Here is a 14717-nt window from a genome sequence, read left to right on the forward strand (position 1 = left end):
CCCGGTGGGAAGGTGGCCATCTGCAATCATGAGTACTTGTTCGCGCGTGGCTTCATTGGGAGGGAACTGTGACCGCGCAACCGAAAAAACCATCACCCTACTATCGAATACTTGATCAAACCGACGGCCTCAGCGCCGCGACTGTGAGTTTGAACAAACAGCAACTCGCTCTCGCTCGCATGTGCACGCCCGATCTTGGTGACTTCGTGCCCGATACGACGTCGACGCTGTCGGTGCGCATGGGGATCACCGAGTACCAGGCCACGTGCTACTGCGACGTAGGGCTTATGCTGCAGCGCTTTCCACTAGTCGCAGAGCAGCTAGACACGGGAGCATTCAGCTGGATGCTTGTGCGCAAGATCCAGGAAGACCTGTTCGCCGTGTCAGACGAGCGCGTGGAAGACGTGGATGCCGCCGCAGCCGAGGCGTTGAAACCAAGCCGGCCGGGGCAATGCGTTCCGGCGCGCTCCACGATCCACCACAAGCTCCGTTCCATCGTGGAGGAACTGGAGAAGAAGGCCACCCCGCTCGATGATGACGAGCGCAATCTCAGCTACGACAACACCGAACCCATCACCCTCGATATCGATCGCCGCCCCGATGACTTCACGATCTTCCGCATTCAGCTTCCGAAACTTGACGGCGTCGAGGTGGAAAAAGCCGTGCGGAATGTGGCCGTGGCCGAGGGGTGCTCGATGGGTGAGGCGTTGATGAAGCTCATCCGCAAGCAGGTGACGACCACTGTGACCCTCAACCTGTACCGCAACGTGGCTCACGAGGGGCCCGAGCTTTTCGCCGCCGGATCGTGGCTATCCGAGATCGCCACCGACGAATGGATGGCCAAGGTCACCCACCTTGCTGCCCCCGGCTACGACCGCAACAATGGGTACCACCCCAATGACAGTGTGAGCGCTGCCGTGGAGGGTCGCGATGGCACCTGCCGCGCGCCGGGATGCGATGTGCCCGCGCACCGTTGCCAGAAAGACCACATCAAGCGCTACAACCACGACGATCCCGAATCCGGCGGTCCGACCTCCACGGCGAACCTGCATCTGTTGTGTTCCAAGCACCACCGGCAGAAGACCGCCGGGAGCTGGGACGTGGAGATGGCCCCCGATGGAACCGAGACGTGGACGAGCTTCGGCGATGGGCACACCGTCATCACCACCCCGAACGGCCCGCTGGGCCGCGAGACCTTTGGGCACCGGGCGGTGCGCAAGGCCAAAGCGGTTCGGGACCACAATGAGATTAAGGAGAGCGAAGGTACCGAGGACACCGAGACCACACCAGAACAGGAGCCGCCAGACCACACACCACCGTTTTAGGTGAACCGGTAAGGTGTCTGGATATGTACACACCGGAGGCAATTGGCACACCACAGACCCCCACCGCGCTGAAAGTTCTGCTTCTCGGCTCAGGGGAGCTGGGGCGCGAGCTTGCGATCTCGCTACAACGCCTCGGCGTTGAGGTGCACGCCGCCGACCAATACTCCGGCGCGCCGGCACACACCGTGGCCACCGAGGCGCACATCCTGGATGTCAATGACGGAGACGCGGTCAAGCAGCTCATCGACGAGGTGCGCCCGGACTTTGTCGTGCCCGAAATGGAGTCCATCGCCGCGGACGTCTTCCAAGACATCGAGGACGAAGGCATCGCCACCGTGATCCCCACGGCCCTCGCCAATCGGCTGACCATGAACCGCGAAAGCATCCGCAGGGTAGCTGACGAGCAGCTCGGCCTACCTAACAGCGCCTACCGCTTCGCCTCCTCGCCGGAAGAGCTGGCCGAAGCAACCGCTGCCATCGGTTACCCGTGCGTGGTCAAGCCCGTGATGGGCCACTCCGGCGAGGGCCAGAGCTACGTCGCCAGCGCCGACGAACTCGACGCCGCATGGGATCACGCCGCCGCGCACGCCCACAACAATGTCCACCGGGTGATCGTCGAACAGTACATCCCCTTCGACTACGAGGTCACCCTCCTCACCGTGCGCTCCATCGACCCCGAAACCGGGCAGGAGGCAACGTGGTTCTGCGAGCCCATCGGCCACCGGCAGGATCGCGGCGAGTACGTCGAATCGTGGCAACCGGCGTACATGTCGGCCGAGGCACTCGATAACGCGCGCAGCGTCGCCGCCCGTATCACCAACGCGATGGGCGGGCGTGGTGTGTTCGGCGTGGAGTTGTTCGTCAAAGGCAACGACGTGTACTTCTCCGAGGTCAGCCCCCGCCCGCACGACACCGGCATGGTCACCCTCGGCACCCAGCGCTTCAGCGAATTCGACCTGCACGCCCGCGCCATCTTGGGCCTACCCATCGATACGACCCTCATTTCCCCCGGCGCTTCGACCGTCATTCATGGCGTCGAAGCCAAGGATAAGGACATCGAGTACACCGGCCTTGAAGCTGCGATGGCTGTGGAGGAGACCAACATCTATCTCTTCTCTAAGCTCAGATGCTACCCGCGGTGTCGCATGGGTGTGGCCGTCGCGACGGCGGAGAGCATCGACGAGGCCCGCGACCGAGCCAACCGCGCCGCCAGCGAAGTTCGCCTTCGCCCGGTTTCCTCCTAAAACGCCCCTGGTTCTACAATCCCAACCATGGGCCATAGCGCAACTGATCTCTCCGAAACACGCATTCTCCTGTACTACTGCTTCACTCCCATCGAGGACCCAACGGCGGTGATGCTCTGGCAGCGCGCGCTCTGCGAACATTTGGAACTCAAGGGTCGCATCATCATTTCCCGCCACGGCATCAACGGCACGGTCGGCGGTACGCTAGCCAGCTGCAAGCAGTACGTGCGCCGCACCCGCGAATTCCCTGGATTCAAGAAGATGGAGTTCAAGTGGTCGGCCGGTAGCGCGGATGATTTCCCCCGCCTGTCGGTCAAGGTCCGCGACGAGATCGTGTCCTTCGGCGCCCCCAACGAACTCAAGGTCGACGAGAACGGCGTGGTCGGCGGCGGTGTCCACCTCAAGCCCGAGGAAGTCAACGAGCTCGTGGATAAGCGCGGCGACGAGGTCGTGTTCTTCGACGGCCGCAACGCCATGGAAGCGCAGATCGGCAAGTTCAAGAATGCCGTGGTGCCCGATGTCCGCACCACCCACGACTTCATCGACGAGCTCGAGTCCGGCAAGTACGACCACCTCAAGGACAAGCCCGTGGTCACGTATTGCACCGGCGGCATCCGCTGCGAGGTCTTGAGCTCGCTGATGAAGAACCGCGGCTTTGAGGAGGTCTACCAGATCGACGGCGGCATCGTCCGCTACGGCGAGAAGTTCGGGGATTCCGGCCTCTGGGAGGGGTCCCTGTACGTCTTCGATGCTCGGATGCACATGGAATTTTCTCCCGACGCCGCCACGATCGGCGAGTGCGTAGTGTGTGGCGCGCCGACAAATAACTTCTACAACTGCAAAAACGACGAATGCCGCGAGCTCACACTACTGTGTGACGAGCACGCGGCGGATCCGTGTTGCGGTCGCGAGGAGTGCGCTGCCGTGTCGGCTACAGCGTCATCTCCATCGTGACGTGTTCCACGCCGTCGAGGTCGAACGGTTCCCCGACCGGCGTGAATCCCAGCGAGGCGTAGAAATCCTGGATGTATGTCTGCGCATCGAGCGTGACCTTGGAGCTTTGCGTCGTGGGGTCCAGCGCCGCGGCACGCGCCCGGCAGACATCGAGCGCTTCGGTCATGATCTGCCGCGCGATGCCCTGACCGCGGAAGTCTTTATGCACGCACATGCGGCCGATGTGTTGGTCCTCGACGCCACCGAACACCCGCGCTGTGCCGACCAACTGTAGGGGTGGGTTGGCGTAGGCGAGGATGTGATGGGTGTTGGGGTGCGGGTCGATGTCGTCGATTTCCGCATAGGGGGCCTGCTGTTCGTGGACGAACACGTCCACGCGCAGCTTGTACAGGTCGTGGACCTGCTGTGCGGGCATGTTCAGCAGCGCCCGGCCGGTGTAGTAGATGCTAGGCGCCATGGGAGTGCTTGACCATCTCGTCCCACTCGCGAACCTTCTTGCGCTCGCGGCCCTCAGCTTCGCCGAGTGCGCGCTCGTGCTCGTCGAGGCGGTGCCAGCCGTCCCACGTGGTGGGGGTGAGGCCCTTGTCAGCGAGGAACTTCTCCACGGCGTCGAGTTCGGGGTTGGCGGGGTCAAAGCCGATGCCGTTGGCGGCGTCGGTGAGCAGGTTGGCTACGGCCTCGTTGGCGTCGCCCTTGGTGTTGCCGATGAGGCCGACGGGGCCGCGGCGCACCCAGCCGGTGGTGTACACGCCGGGCAGGCGCTCGCGCTTCTCAGCCTCGGGGTCGGCGGAGCCGGGCACGCCCGCGATGCCGTCGGCGGTGGGGCCTTCGGTGAGCACGCGGCCGCCGACGTTGGGCAGCACGTTTTCGCGCTCGTCCCAGGGCAGGTCGTTCTGGCGGTCGGACTTGTATCCGACGGCGCGGTAGACGGCGCCGACTGGCCACTCGGTGAGCTTGCCGGTGCCGCGGACGGAGCCGTCGCCGGTGAGTTCGGTGCGCTCGGTGACGAAGGTGGTGACCTTGCCGTTGTCGTCGGTCTTGACTTCCACGGGGGATTCGAAGAAGTGCAGGTAAAGCTTGTGCGGGGCGCCCTTGGGCTCGGCGATGGCGTACTGCTCCAGCAGGGTGCAGACCATGTCCTGGATCTTGGAGGCGCGGCGGGCTTCTTCGGAGCCGGCGTCGTAGTCGATGTCCTCGGGGTTGACGACCACTTCGATGGTGTCGGAGTGGTTGAGTTCCTTGAGCTCCAGCGGGGTGAATTTCGCCTGTGCGGGTCCGCGGCGTCCGAAGACGTGCACCTCGGTGGCCTTGTTCTTCTTGAGCGACTCGTAGACGTTGTCCGGGATCTCGGTGACGTGCAGTTCGTCGCCGGTCTTGGCGAGCACGCGGGCGATGTCGAGGCCCACGTTGCCCACGCCGATGACGGCCACGGAGTCGGCTTCGAGGTTCCAGTCGGGCTCGAAGTCGGGGTTGGCGTCGTAGAAGCCCACGAACTCGCCGGCGCCGATGGTGTGCTCTGCGCCGGGGATGCGAAGGTCGCGGTCGTCGGTGGCGCCGGTGGCGTAGATGACGGCGTCGTAGTAATTCTTCAGCTCGTCGAGGGTCACGTCGGTGCCCACGTTAACGTTGCCGAAGAGGCGGATTTCCGGCTTGTCCATGACCTTGTGCAGGGACTTGATAATGCCCTTGATGCGGGGGTGGTCCGGTGCCACGCCGTAGCGGATGAGGCCGAACGGGGCGGGCATGCGCTCGAAGATGTCCACGGCGACGTCCACGTCGGACTTGGTGAGGGCATCGGAGGCGTAGATTCCGGCTGGTCCGGAGCCGATCACGGCTACGCGGAGCGGACGATTCTCAGGCATGGAGTTGATGGTTCCTTTAGGGCTCGTTGGTGGTTCTTGGGTACTTCTTGGGTCGTGCTTCCTAGGTTAGCCAAGTTGCGGCACGAAACGAACTATAGACAGAGTGGTCTAGAAAAATCAACATCCCGCTTGTTTTTCTGAACCGGTCGGTCTATCGTTGCTCGCTAGACAGGTCAGTCTAGAAATATCTAGAAGATTAAAGGACGATGCCAACGATGCCAACGACAACGCAGCCCAGGACGGCCACCAAGCGCGCCAAGAAGCCCCAAGGCCAGTGGGCTATCGACGGCCGCGATCCGCTCAACGATGACGAGCGGATCAAGCAGGAAGACCCGGGCATCAACGTCGCCCAGCGCATCCGCGACATCTACGCCAAGGAAGGCTTCGACTCCATCCCTGCCGAGGATCTCGCCCCGCGCTTCAAGTGGGTCGGCCTCTACACCCAGCGCAAGCAGAACCTCGGCGGCGAGCACACCGGCACGCTCACCAACGCTGAATTGCAGGATCGCTACTTCATGATGCGCATCCGCATGGACGGCGGCCTGGCCAGCCCCGAGAAGATCCGCGCCATCGGCGAGATCTCCGAGCAGTACGCCCGCAACACCGCAGACTTCACCGACCGCCAAAATGTCCAGCTCCACTGGATCAAGATCGAGGACGTCCCCGCCATCTGGGACAAGCTCGAGTCGGTTGGCCTCAACACTTTCTTCGGCTGCGGCGACGTGCCCCGCGTGGTCCTCGGTTCGCCCGTCAGCGGCATCGCCAAGGACGAGATCATCGACGCCACCCCGGCCATCCGCACTATCACCGAAGAGGTCCTTCCCAGGCCCGAATTCGGCAATCTCCCGCGCAAGTTCAAGTCCGCCATCTCCGGCAACAGCCGCCAGGATGTCACCCACGAGATCCAGGACGTCTCCTTCATCGGATCGGTACACCCAGAGCACGGTCCCGGCTTCGACGTGTGGGTCGGCGGCGGCCTGTCCACGAACCCGATGCTCGCCCAGCGCCTCGGCGTGTGGGTCTCACTCGAGGAGGTCCCGGATGTGTGGGCCGGCGTCGTCGGTATTTTCCGCGACTACGGCTTCCGCCGCCTGCGCAACCGTGCGCGCCTGAAGTTCCTCGTCGCCGACTGGGGCGTGGAGAAGTTCCGTCAGGTTCTCGAAGAAGAATATTTGGGTCGACGCCTCACCGACGGCCCTGCCCCGGAGGTTCACCCGGGATATCGAGACCATGTCGGCATCCACGAGCAAAAGGACGGCCTGTTCTACCTCGGCGTCAAGCCCACCGTCGGCCACACGGACGGCACGCAGCTGCAGCAGCTCGCGGACCTGGCGGACAAGCACGGCGTGACGCGCATGCGCACTACCGCGGACAAGGAGCTGCTCTTCCTCGACCTCACGCGCGAGGCGGCCGAGCAGTTGGCGGAGGAGTTGGAGCAGGTCGGCCTGTCGGCGTCGCCCTCAGCATTCCGTCGAGACATCATCTCGTGCACGGGGCTGGAGTTCTGCAAGCTCGCTCACGTGGTCACCAAGCAGCGCGCGATCGCGCTGGTCGACGAGCTGGAGGAACGCCTCGGCGACCTCGATGTGCCGCTGAAGATCAGCCTCAACGGCTGCCCGAACTCGTGCGCCCGCACCCAGGTCGCGGACATTGGCCTGACGGGCAAGATCCTCACCACCGATGACGGCGAGCGCGTCGAAGGATTCCAGGTGCACCTGGGTGGCACGATCGGCCTGGAGCCGCACTTCGGCCGTAAGGTCCGCGGCAACCAGGTGTTCTCCTCCGACCTCGGCGACTACGTGGTCCGCGTCGTGGAGAACTTCAAGGAACAGCGCACTGAGGGCGAGCAGTTCCGCGACTGGGTCGCCCGCGCCGAGGACGAGGCCTTGGTATGAGCGAGCCCGATCGCGATTCCCTCCCCAGCGTCAACGCCGCAATCGGCGGGCGCGCCGGGCATGCCAATGGCCGCCGCGCCACGGTGAACAACTGCCCGTATTGCATGAGCGAGAACCTCTTCCCGGACGACGAGACCGACAACGCCTGGCAGTGCCGCGAGTGTATGCGGGTGTTTTCGGTGAAGTTCCACGGCCACCTGCGATAATGGAGCAATGATCGACTCTCGAGACTCCCAATCCATCGCCGCCGCGAAGCTCTACTACGAGCAGGGGCTAGGGCAGTCCGAGGTCGCCGCGGAGCTGGGCGTATCGCGCCCCACGGTCTCGAAGCTGCTGCAGGCAGCCCGCGACAAGGGCTACGTGTCGATTACAATTCACGATCCGCGGGAGCGTGCCGACGAACTCATCGATGGCTTTGTGGAGCGCTGGGGCTTAGAGGAGGTCCGCATGGTTCGCCCGGTGCGCGGATCGAACGCGGACTTGCTCAGCGAGCTGGGGCGCAGCGGCGCGAGCCTGCTCGAGGAGCTTGTCCACGACGACATGTCCGTGGGTATCTCCTGGGGAGACACCATGTATGCCGTCGCGGAGCACTTGCGCCCGTTGTCCGTGCGGGGCGTTCGGGTGGTGCAGCTCAAGGGGGGTCATTCCCATTCGGAACGCAGCACTCACGACATCGCGACTCTCACCAGGTTTGCTCGTTCGTTCGACGCCGCAGTCGAGGCCCTGCCTTTGCCTGTGATCTTGGACTCGAAGGAAACGAAGGATCTCGTGGTGCAGGATCGGCATATCGCCGCGGTGCTTCAGGCGGGCGCGAGCACTGATATGGCGGTGTTCACGGTCGGGGGAGTGGGGCGGCATTCGCTGCTTGTGAACCTGGGGATGCTGGCGCCGGATGAGGAAAAGCAGATCATGGCTCGTGCGGTGGGCGATGTCTGCTCGCGGTTTTTCACGGCGGAGGGCGAGGTGGCGTCGCCGGAGGTGGATCAGCGCACGGTGGGGATTTCGCTGGCGGACTTGAAGGCCCGCCCGATTCGGGTGCTCGTCGCTGGGGGAGCGGACAAGGTTGAGGCCATTCGGGTGGCGCTGACCATGGGGATGGCGACGCATCTTGTGATTGATCATGAGACGGCGGCGCGGGTGTACGGATAGGTCGGGCTAGCAGCCATTGAATAACTATCGAGCAGCTTCCCTGGTTCGTCGGCTACCCCTGGAACATTTGCGAAAATAACCATTGACGATTGTTCCCGACCGTCCTAAGCTCAAGTTATGAGCACAAAAGCAACCCCCCACATCAACCCCCGCGGCGAGGAGATTGCCGAGACCGTCCTCATGCCCGGGGATCCGCTCCGAGCCAAGTTCATCGCCGAGACCTACCTCGATGACGTGGTCCAGTTCAACGAGGTCCGCAACATGCTGGGCTTCACCGGAACCTACAACGGCACGAAGGTGTCGGTCATGGGCTCCGGCATGGGCATCCCGTCGATCGGCATCTACTCCTATGAGCTGATGAACTTCTTCGACGTCAAGCGCATCATCCGCATCGGCTCCATCGGTGCGCTGCAGAAGGACATCCCGCTCTACGACGTCATCGTGGGCGCCTCCGCCTCCACCGACTCCAACTACCTGGACCAGTACAACCTGCCCGGCACCTACGCCCCCACGGCCAGCTGGAAGCTGCTCAAGGGCGTGGTGGACGAAGCCGAGCGCCAGGATGTCCGCTTGCACGTAGGCAACGTGCTGAGCTCGGACGTGTTCTACAACGCCGACGAGACCGTCAACGACCGCTGGGCGCGCATGGGCGTGCTGGGCGTGGAGATGGAATCGGCAGCGCTGTACGCCAACGCCGCCTACGCGGGCGTGGAGGCACTGGGCGTGTTCACGGTGTCGGACAACATCGTCACCGGCGAGCGCGCCACTGCGGACGAGCGGCAAAACGCCTTCACTCAGATGATGGAACTCGCGCTCCCGCTCGCGGCGCTGTAGTCCGCTCGCGCTGCAGTTTTTCACCCCCAACTTTTCGCTTCCCCTGACCCCTGGAGAACATCATGGGCACCCCCGTTCGCTCCGCCAAGGCCGCCGTCCCGGTGCTGCTGTTCACGTTCGTGTTCAGCCTCATCGTTGATAACGGCTTCAAGACCATGACCGGCCCCATGGCCGACGGCCTCAACATCGACCCGAACGTTGCGTCGCTGCAGGCATCGCTGGCGGGCATCATCATCGGCATCGGCGCCGTGGTGTACGCTGCGCTGGCCGACGCGATTTCCATCCGCAAGCTCACCCTCATCGGCATCGGCCTCGTGGTGGTCGGTTCCTTGATGGGCTTCCTCTTTTCCAGCTCGTGGCCGATGGTGCTCACGGGCCGGCTCATCCAAACCTGCGGCCTGGCAGCAGCCGAGACGCTCTATGTCATCTACGTCACCAAGCACATCCCAGACGAGGATCAGAAGACCTACCTGGGATTTTCCACCGCTGCTTTCCAGGCGGGCCTGCTGGTTGGCGCGCTGACCTCCGGAGCGATCTCCACGTACATCAGCTGGACCGCTATGTTCCTCGTGCCGCTTATCCTCGTGCTGGCCGTGCCGTTCGTTCTTAAGTATGTGCCGGAAGACGAGGCCTCCTCCACGTCGCTGGATGTCATCGGCCTGTTCCTGGTCGCCCTGTTCTCCACATCGCTGATCATGTTCATGCAGGAGTTCGTGTGGGGGTGGATCATCCCCGCCGTGATCGGTATCGCACTGTTTGCCCTCTACGTGGCCAAGGGGCGCAAGCCGCTGGTGCGGCCGGAGTTCTTCACTAATGGCCGCTACGTCTGGGCGCTCGTTCTCGTCCTCATCATCTACTCCACGCAGCTGGGCTACATCGTCATGATCCCGTTCGCGGCGAAGGACTTCCACGGCCTCAACCAGTCGGATGCCGCGCTGCTCATGGTTCCCGGCTACATCTGTGCGGTGCTCGTCGGCATCTTCTCCGGCAAGATCGGCCACTACCTCACGTCCCGCACCACGATCTTCACCGCGCTCGGCATGATCATCGGCGCTCTTGTGTTGGGCGCGCTGACGATCCAGATGGCGATCGTGTTCCAGATCGTCTCGATCATCCTGTTCGCCTCGGGCTTTGCCCTGCTCTACGCCCCGCTGGTGAACACCGCCCTGTCCCGCATCATGCCGGAAAAGTCCGGCATCGCCATCGGTTTCTACAACCTCACGATCAACATCGGCATCCCCCTGGGCATCGCCTACACCTTCCAGTTCATGGATGCCCTCCCGAGCTACAACGCTGTGCTCTGGGCCCTCGCCGCCATCGGCCTGGTGGGCGCGGTCATCTACGTCCTCGCGGATCGGTGGATGTACGCGCGCGAAAAGGCCTCCGGCGAGCTCATCGCGGCGAACAAATAACACTAACTAACCACCGAGAAAGGACCACACCATGTCAGCACAGTCATCCTCACCATCCACACCATCCGCAGCAGACGTCTCCGCCATCATCGACCACACTCTGCTCAAGCCGGAGGCCACCTCCGCAGACGTCGCCGCCCTCGTCCAGGAGGCCAAGGACCTCGGCACCTACGCGGTATGCGTGTCGCCCTCCCAGCTGCCCCTCAAGGACACGGGCGACGTGCATGTCGCCACGGTCGTCGGCTTCCCCTCCGGCGCGGTCAAGCCACAGATCAAGGCCGCCGAGGCCAAGCAGGCCGTCACCGACGGCGCCGACGAGGTCGATATGGTCATCAACATCGCCCTGGCCAAGGAGCATAAGTTCGACGCCCTTACGGAGGAAATCGCCATGGTCCGCGAGGCCATCCCGGGGAAGATCCTCAAGGTCATCATTGAATCCGCTGCCCTAACGGACGAGGAAATCGTGGGCGCCTGCGAGTCCGCAGAGAAGGCGGGGGCCGACTTCGTCAAGACCTCCACCGGCTTCCACCCGGCGGGTGGCGCCTCGGAGCACGCCGTGTCCCTCATGCGCAAGACCGTCGGTGACCGCCTCGGGGTGAAGGCATCCGGTGGCATCCGCACCGCCGAAGCCGCCGTGGCCATGATGAAGGCGGGTGCGAGCCGGCTCGGGCTGTCGTCGTCGAAAAAGATTGTGGAAGGACTGGAGTAATGAGTGCCGTATCGTCTGACCTCATTGCCCGCGCCCGGGAATGGGCCGAGCACGACCCCGACCCGGCAACGAAACAGCAGGTAGAGCAGCTCATCGTCGCGGACGATGCCGTGGGCCTCGGCGAGGCCTTCCACGGTCCGCTGAGCTTCGGCACCGCCGGGCTGCGCGCGGAGATCGGCCCGGGCGAATCCCGCATGAACCGCGCGGTCGTCATTCGCGCCACCGCGGGCCTCGTGGCATGGCTGAAGACCAAGGTCGACAACCCCGTGGTGGTGGTCGGCTGCGACGCGCGCTACGGTTCCGCCGAGTTCCAGCGCGACGCCGCGCAGGTCATCGCCGGCGCCGGGGGCACCGCGCTGGTGCTGCCCGCGCAGAACCCCACCCCGCTGACGGCCTTTGCCGTCAAGCAGCAGGGTGCGGACGCGGGCATCATGGTGACCGCCTCGCACAATCCGCCGAAGGATAACGGTTACAAGGTGTACCTCGGTGGCCGTGTGGCCACGGGTCCGGCGGAGGGAGTGCAGCTTATTTCCCCTGCGGACAAGGAGATCGCCGAGGCCATAGCGGCGGCCCCCGCGGCTGATGAGGTCCTGATGGCGTCGAAGGACACAGACCACATCCGCGCCATCGACCCGCGCGACGATTACGCGGCGCGGGCGGTGGCGCTGGCGGGGGAGCGCACTGAGAAAGACACAGAGCAAAACGCAGACGTTCGCATCGCGCTGACCGCGATGCACGGCGTGGGCGCGGCCCTGGGCGAGCGCATCCTCACCGCCGCGGGCTTCGAGGTGTCGCTGGTGCCGGAACAGGCCCAGCCGGACCCGGATTTCCCGACCGTGTCGTTCCCTAACCCCGAGGAGCCGGGCGCGCTGGATTTGGCGAAGAAGCACGCGACGGAGATCGGCGCGGACGTCATCATCGCCTACGACCCGGACGCCGACCGCTGCGCCGTGGCCACCCCGGACGATAGTGCCGAGGGCGGCTGGCGACAGCTCACCGGCGACGAAACCGGCGCGCTGCTCGGCGACTACCTGGCCCGCCGCGGGGCCACGGGCGTGATGGCGAACTCGGTGGTGTCTAGCCGCCTGCTGTCGCGCGTGGCCGAGCATCACGGCCTGGAGCATCAGACCACGCTCACCGGATTCAAGTGGATCGCCCGCACTCCGCAGCTCTGCTTTGGTTACGAGGAGGCCATCGGGTACTGCTGCGATCCCGAGGCGGTGGCCGACAAGGACGGCGTGGGTACCTCCGTGGTGTTGGCCAGCCTGGTGGCGGATCTCAAGGCGGAGTCGAAGACACTCGACGATGCGCTGGACGACCTAGCGCGGCAGCATGGGCTGTACCAGACCGCGCCGCTGACGTTCCGGGTCACCGACCTGTCGCTGATCAGCGAGGGAATGGACAAGCTGCGTGCTCAGCCGCCGGAGTCGCTCGCGGGCTCGCCGGTGACCGAGGTGAAGGACCTGGCGACCGATCCGCTGGGCATCGGGGCGACAGACGGCATGTTGTTCGTCACCGCAGACAACGACCGGGTGATCTGCCGGCCGTCTGGCACGGAGCCGAAGCTGAAGTGCTACCTGGAGGTGGTGCTGCCGGTGGATGGCGAGGGTGATCACGGCGCTGTGCCGCGCGACAAAGCGACACAGCGGCTGGCGCAGATGTCCGCCGAGCTTAAGAAATTCCTGGGAATGTAGACGCGGCCGAAGTCGCCGACCAGGCATTTCCTCAAGGGTGACCTATAAGTTGTGGGGCTTCAAATAGGTTACCCTTGAAAAGTTCGGACGCGGAGGCGTATCACGGTGCTTATGACAACATTCGCATTGGAAAACCCAAGCACCGGTCAAACTGAAGAAGAATTCGACCGCATCAACGATTCCGATCGGGATCAGATCCTCGATCAATCCACCAAGGCCTACGAGTCGTGGCGCGCCACGAGCGTGGAGGAGCGCGCAGCCGTGCTGGCCCGCGCTGCCGACATCTACGAAGAGCGCAAGGACGAGCTCGCGGCAATCATCGGCCGCGAGATGGGCAAGCTGACCCGCTGGGGTGAGGCGGAGGTCGACATCGTGGTCGACATCTACCGCTGGTACGCCGAGCACGCCCAGGAGCTGCTCGCCGACGAACAGCTCCCGGCGCAAGGGGCCATCAAGACCTACGTGCGCAAGGATCCGATTGGCACCGTTCTCGGCATCATGCCGTGGAACTTCCCCTACTACCAGGTGGCCCGCTGGGCAGCCCCGAACCTGCTGCTGGGCAACGCGCTGATCCTCAAGCACGCATCCATCTGCCCGCTGTCCTCTCAGGCCTGCCAGGACATCCTGGAGGAAGCAGGCCTGCCGAAGGGTGTGTTCATCAACATCTACGCCTCCGGGTCGCAGATGGACGATTTCGTCTCGGACAAGCGCGTGGCTGGCGTGTCTCTGACCGGCTCCGAGGGCGCGGGTTCCGCCGTGGCCAAGACCGCCGGTGAGAACTACAAGAAGTCCCTGCTGGAGCTCGGCGGCAACGACCCGTTCATCGTTCTCGATGACGACAACCTCGATTGGGTCCTCGACCAGTTCGTGCGCATCCGTATGTACAACTCCGGCCAGGCCTGCAACGCTCCGAAGCGCCTCATCGTCATGGACGAGTTCTATGATCGTGTCGTGGAGACCCTCGAGAAGAAGATCGCCGACCTTTCGGTCGGTCCGTGGGACGACGCCAACGCGGATCTCGGCCCTCTATCGTCCGTGGGTGCTCGCGATGAGATCGTCGAGCGGTTGGACAAGGCGGCGGAAGAGGGGACCGCGACGGTGCGCGTCGGCGGCAAGGCCATCGACCGCGAGGGTGCCTACATGGAGGCCACCCTGCTGACCGATGTGGACCCTACCGCTGACGTGGGCTGCAACGAGATCTTCGGCCCCGTGGCCATCGTGTACAAGGCCAAGGATGCCGACGAGGCCGTGGAGATCGCGAACAACTCCGACTACGGCCTGTCCAGCTCGGTATGGGGCACCGACCTGGCTAAGGCAGAGGAGGTCGCTAGCCGCCTGCGCGCTGGCATGACCTTCGTCAATGAGGCCTCGGTGACGGCCGCGGGCCTGCCGTTCGGCGGTATCGGCCGTTCCGGTTACGGCCGCGAGCTGGCCCGTTGGGGTGTGGGCGAATTCGTCAACGAGCACCTCTATCGGGTGTCGGATCAGTCGAGCGCTGGTAACTCTCCGGCGTTCTAGGAACCGCTGCCTAAGGGCGAAAGGGTAGACAAGCTAGTCTACTTTTTCGCCCTTTTTTGCTGCTTTTATTGCGTAAGTGAACCGATCGGTCTAGGCTCTGTGTAGACCGAACAGTCTGTTC

Annotated in this window: 13 protein-coding genes; 11 read left to right on the forward strand and 2 right to left on the reverse strand. The window is 64.0% G+C overall.

The annotated features are described in order from the left end of the window. Nucleotides 1-143: 143 nt before the first annotated feature. Genes LA343_RS03425 through trhO form a run of 3 tightly spaced genes read left to right on the forward strand, consistent with a single transcriptional unit; the run spans nt 144 to nt 3523 of the window. Entirely contained in the window at nt 144-1325 is a 1182-nt protein-coding gene (locus tag LA343_RS03425) for an HNH endonuclease signature motif containing protein (protein ID WP_144084470.1), read from the forward strand. A 23-nt stretch (nt 1326-1348) separates the two neighbouring features. Further along, entirely contained in the window at nt 1349-2569 is a 1221-nt protein-coding gene (gene purT, locus LA343_RS03430) for a formate-dependent phosphoribosylglycinamide formyltransferase (RefSeq protein ID WP_025401965.1), read from the forward strand. A gap of 27 nt (nt 2570-2596) precedes the next feature. Then, nucleotides 2597-3523: an oxygen-dependent tRNA uridine(34) hydroxylase TrhO gene (gene trhO / locus LA343_RS03435; RefSeq protein WP_025401966.1), complete on the forward strand. Its 927-nt coding sequence runs from the start codon at nt 2597-2599 to the stop codon at nt 3521-3523. Here trhO and LA343_RS03440 read toward each other — a convergent pair. Both LA343_RS03440 and LA343_RS03445 read right to left on the reverse strand, forming a co-directional pair. Continuing rightward, complete coding sequence (locus tag LA343_RS03440) at nt 3501-3980, reverse strand: GNAT family N-acetyltransferase (RefSeq protein ID WP_025401967.1); 480 nt, start codon at nt 3978-3980, stop codon at nt 3501-3503. The two genes, trhO and LA343_RS03440, sit on opposite strands and share 23 nt — an antisense overlap. Then, a complete protein-coding gene (locus LA343_RS03445) occupies nt 3970-5385 on the reverse strand; it encodes an FAD-dependent oxidoreductase (RefSeq protein ID WP_025401968.1) in 1416 nt (471 codons plus the stop codon). The genes LA343_RS03440 and LA343_RS03445 overlap by 11 nt, the downstream gene beginning before the upstream one ends. A 215-nt stretch (nt 5386-5600) precedes the next feature. Between LA343_RS03445 and LA343_RS03450 the strand changes: the two genes are divergently transcribed. From LA343_RS03450 to LA343_RS03485, 8 genes are all read left to right on the forward strand, one after another. Continuing rightward, nucleotides 5601-7280, forward strand: coding sequence for a nitrite/sulfite reductase (locus tag LA343_RS03450; RefSeq protein ID WP_144084471.1), 1680 nt, complete (start codon nt 5601-5603; stop codon nt 7278-7280). Then, nucleotides 7277-7486: a hypothetical protein gene (locus LA343_RS03455; protein ID WP_025401970.1), complete on the forward strand. Its 210-nt coding sequence runs from the start codon at nt 7277-7279 to the stop codon at nt 7484-7486. The genes LA343_RS03450 and LA343_RS03455 overlap by 4 nt, the downstream gene beginning before the upstream one ends. 7 nt (nt 7487-7493) lie before the next feature. Next, nucleotides 7494-8429 carry a sugar-binding transcriptional regulator gene (locus LA343_RS03460; protein ID WP_025401971.1) on the forward strand — a complete coding sequence of 312 codons (936 nt, stop codon included), beginning with the start codon at nt 7494-7496 and terminating at the stop codon, nt 8427-8429. A 117-nt stretch (nt 8430-8546) separates the two neighbouring features. After that, a complete protein-coding gene (deoD, locus tag LA343_RS03465; RefSeq protein ID WP_025401972.1) occupies nt 8547-9263 on the forward strand; it encodes a purine-nucleoside phosphorylase in 717 nt (238 codons plus the stop codon). A gap of 62 nt (nt 9264-9325) precedes the next feature. Beyond that, entirely contained in the window at nt 9326-10675 is a 1350-nt protein-coding gene (locus tag LA343_RS03470) for an MFS transporter (protein ID WP_025401973.1), read from the forward strand. Nucleotides 10676-10706: 31 nt separating this feature from the next. Continuing rightward, nucleotides 10707-11384, forward strand: a complete 678-nt coding sequence (gene deoC, locus LA343_RS03475) for a deoxyribose-phosphate aldolase (RefSeq protein ID WP_025401974.1) — start codon at nt 10707-10709, stop codon at nt 11382-11384. After that, nucleotides 11384-13078, forward strand: a complete 1695-nt coding sequence (locus tag LA343_RS03480; protein ID WP_025401975.1) for a phospho-sugar mutase — start codon at nt 11384-11386, stop codon at nt 13076-13078. Before deoC ends, LA343_RS03480 begins: the two co-directional genes overlap by 1 nt. A gap of 111 nt (nt 13079-13189) precedes the next feature. Next, complete coding sequence (locus tag LA343_RS03485; RefSeq protein WP_025401976.1) at nt 13190-14596, forward strand: NAD-dependent succinate-semialdehyde dehydrogenase; 1407 nt, start codon at nt 13190-13192, stop codon at nt 14594-14596. Nucleotides 14597-14717: the final 121 nt, after the last annotated feature.

Origin of the sequence: Corynebacterium falsenii, from assembly GCF_020099275.1 — a bacterium.
In the GTDB taxonomy this organism is placed as follows: Bacteria; Actinomycetota; Actinomycetes; order Mycobacteriales; family Mycobacteriaceae; genus Corynebacterium; species Corynebacterium falsenii.

Coding starts and splice junctions, on each gene's coding strand:
- LA343_RS03470 (WP_025401973.1), top strand. CDS start 9,326: ATGGGCACCCCCGTTCGCTCCGCCAAGGCCGCCGTCCCGGTGCTGCTG.
- deoC (WP_025401974.1), top strand. CDS start 10,707: ATGTCAGCACAGTCATCCTCACCATCCACACCATCCGCAGCAGACGTC.
- LA343_RS03455 (WP_025401970.1), top strand. CDS start 7,277: ATGAGCGAGCCCGATCGCGATTCCCTCCCCAGCGTCAACGCCGCAATC.
- trhO (WP_025401966.1), top strand. CDS start 2,597: ATGGGCCATAGCGCAACTGATCTCTCCGAAACACGCATTCTCCTGTAC.
- LA343_RS03485 (WP_025401976.1), top strand. CDS start 13,190: ATGACAACATTCGCATTGGAAAACCCAAGCACCGGTCAAACTGAAGAA.
- LA343_RS03445 (WP_025401968.1), bottom strand. CDS start 5,385: ATGCCTGAGAATCGTCCGCTCCGCGTAGCCGTGATCGGCTCCGGACCA.
- LA343_RS03480 (WP_025401975.1), top strand. CDS start 11,384: ATGAGTGCCGTATCGTCTGACCTCATTGCCCGCGCCCGGGAATGGGCC.
- LA343_RS03450 (WP_144084471.1), top strand. CDS start 5,601: ATGCCAACGACAACGCAGCCCAGGACGGCCACCAAGCGCGCCAAGAAG.
- purT (WP_025401965.1), top strand. CDS start 1,349: ATGTACACACCGGAGGCAATTGGCACACCACAGACCCCCACCGCGCTG.
- LA343_RS03460 (WP_025401971.1), top strand. CDS start 7,494: ATGATCGACTCTCGAGACTCCCAATCCATCGCCGCCGCGAAGCTCTAC.
- deoD (WP_025401972.1), top strand. CDS start 8,547: ATGAGCACAAAAGCAACCCCCCACATCAACCCCCGCGGCGAGGAGATT.
- LA343_RS03440 (WP_025401967.1), bottom strand. CDS start 3,980: ATGGCGCCTAGCATCTACTACACCGGCCGGGCGCTGCTGAACATGCCC.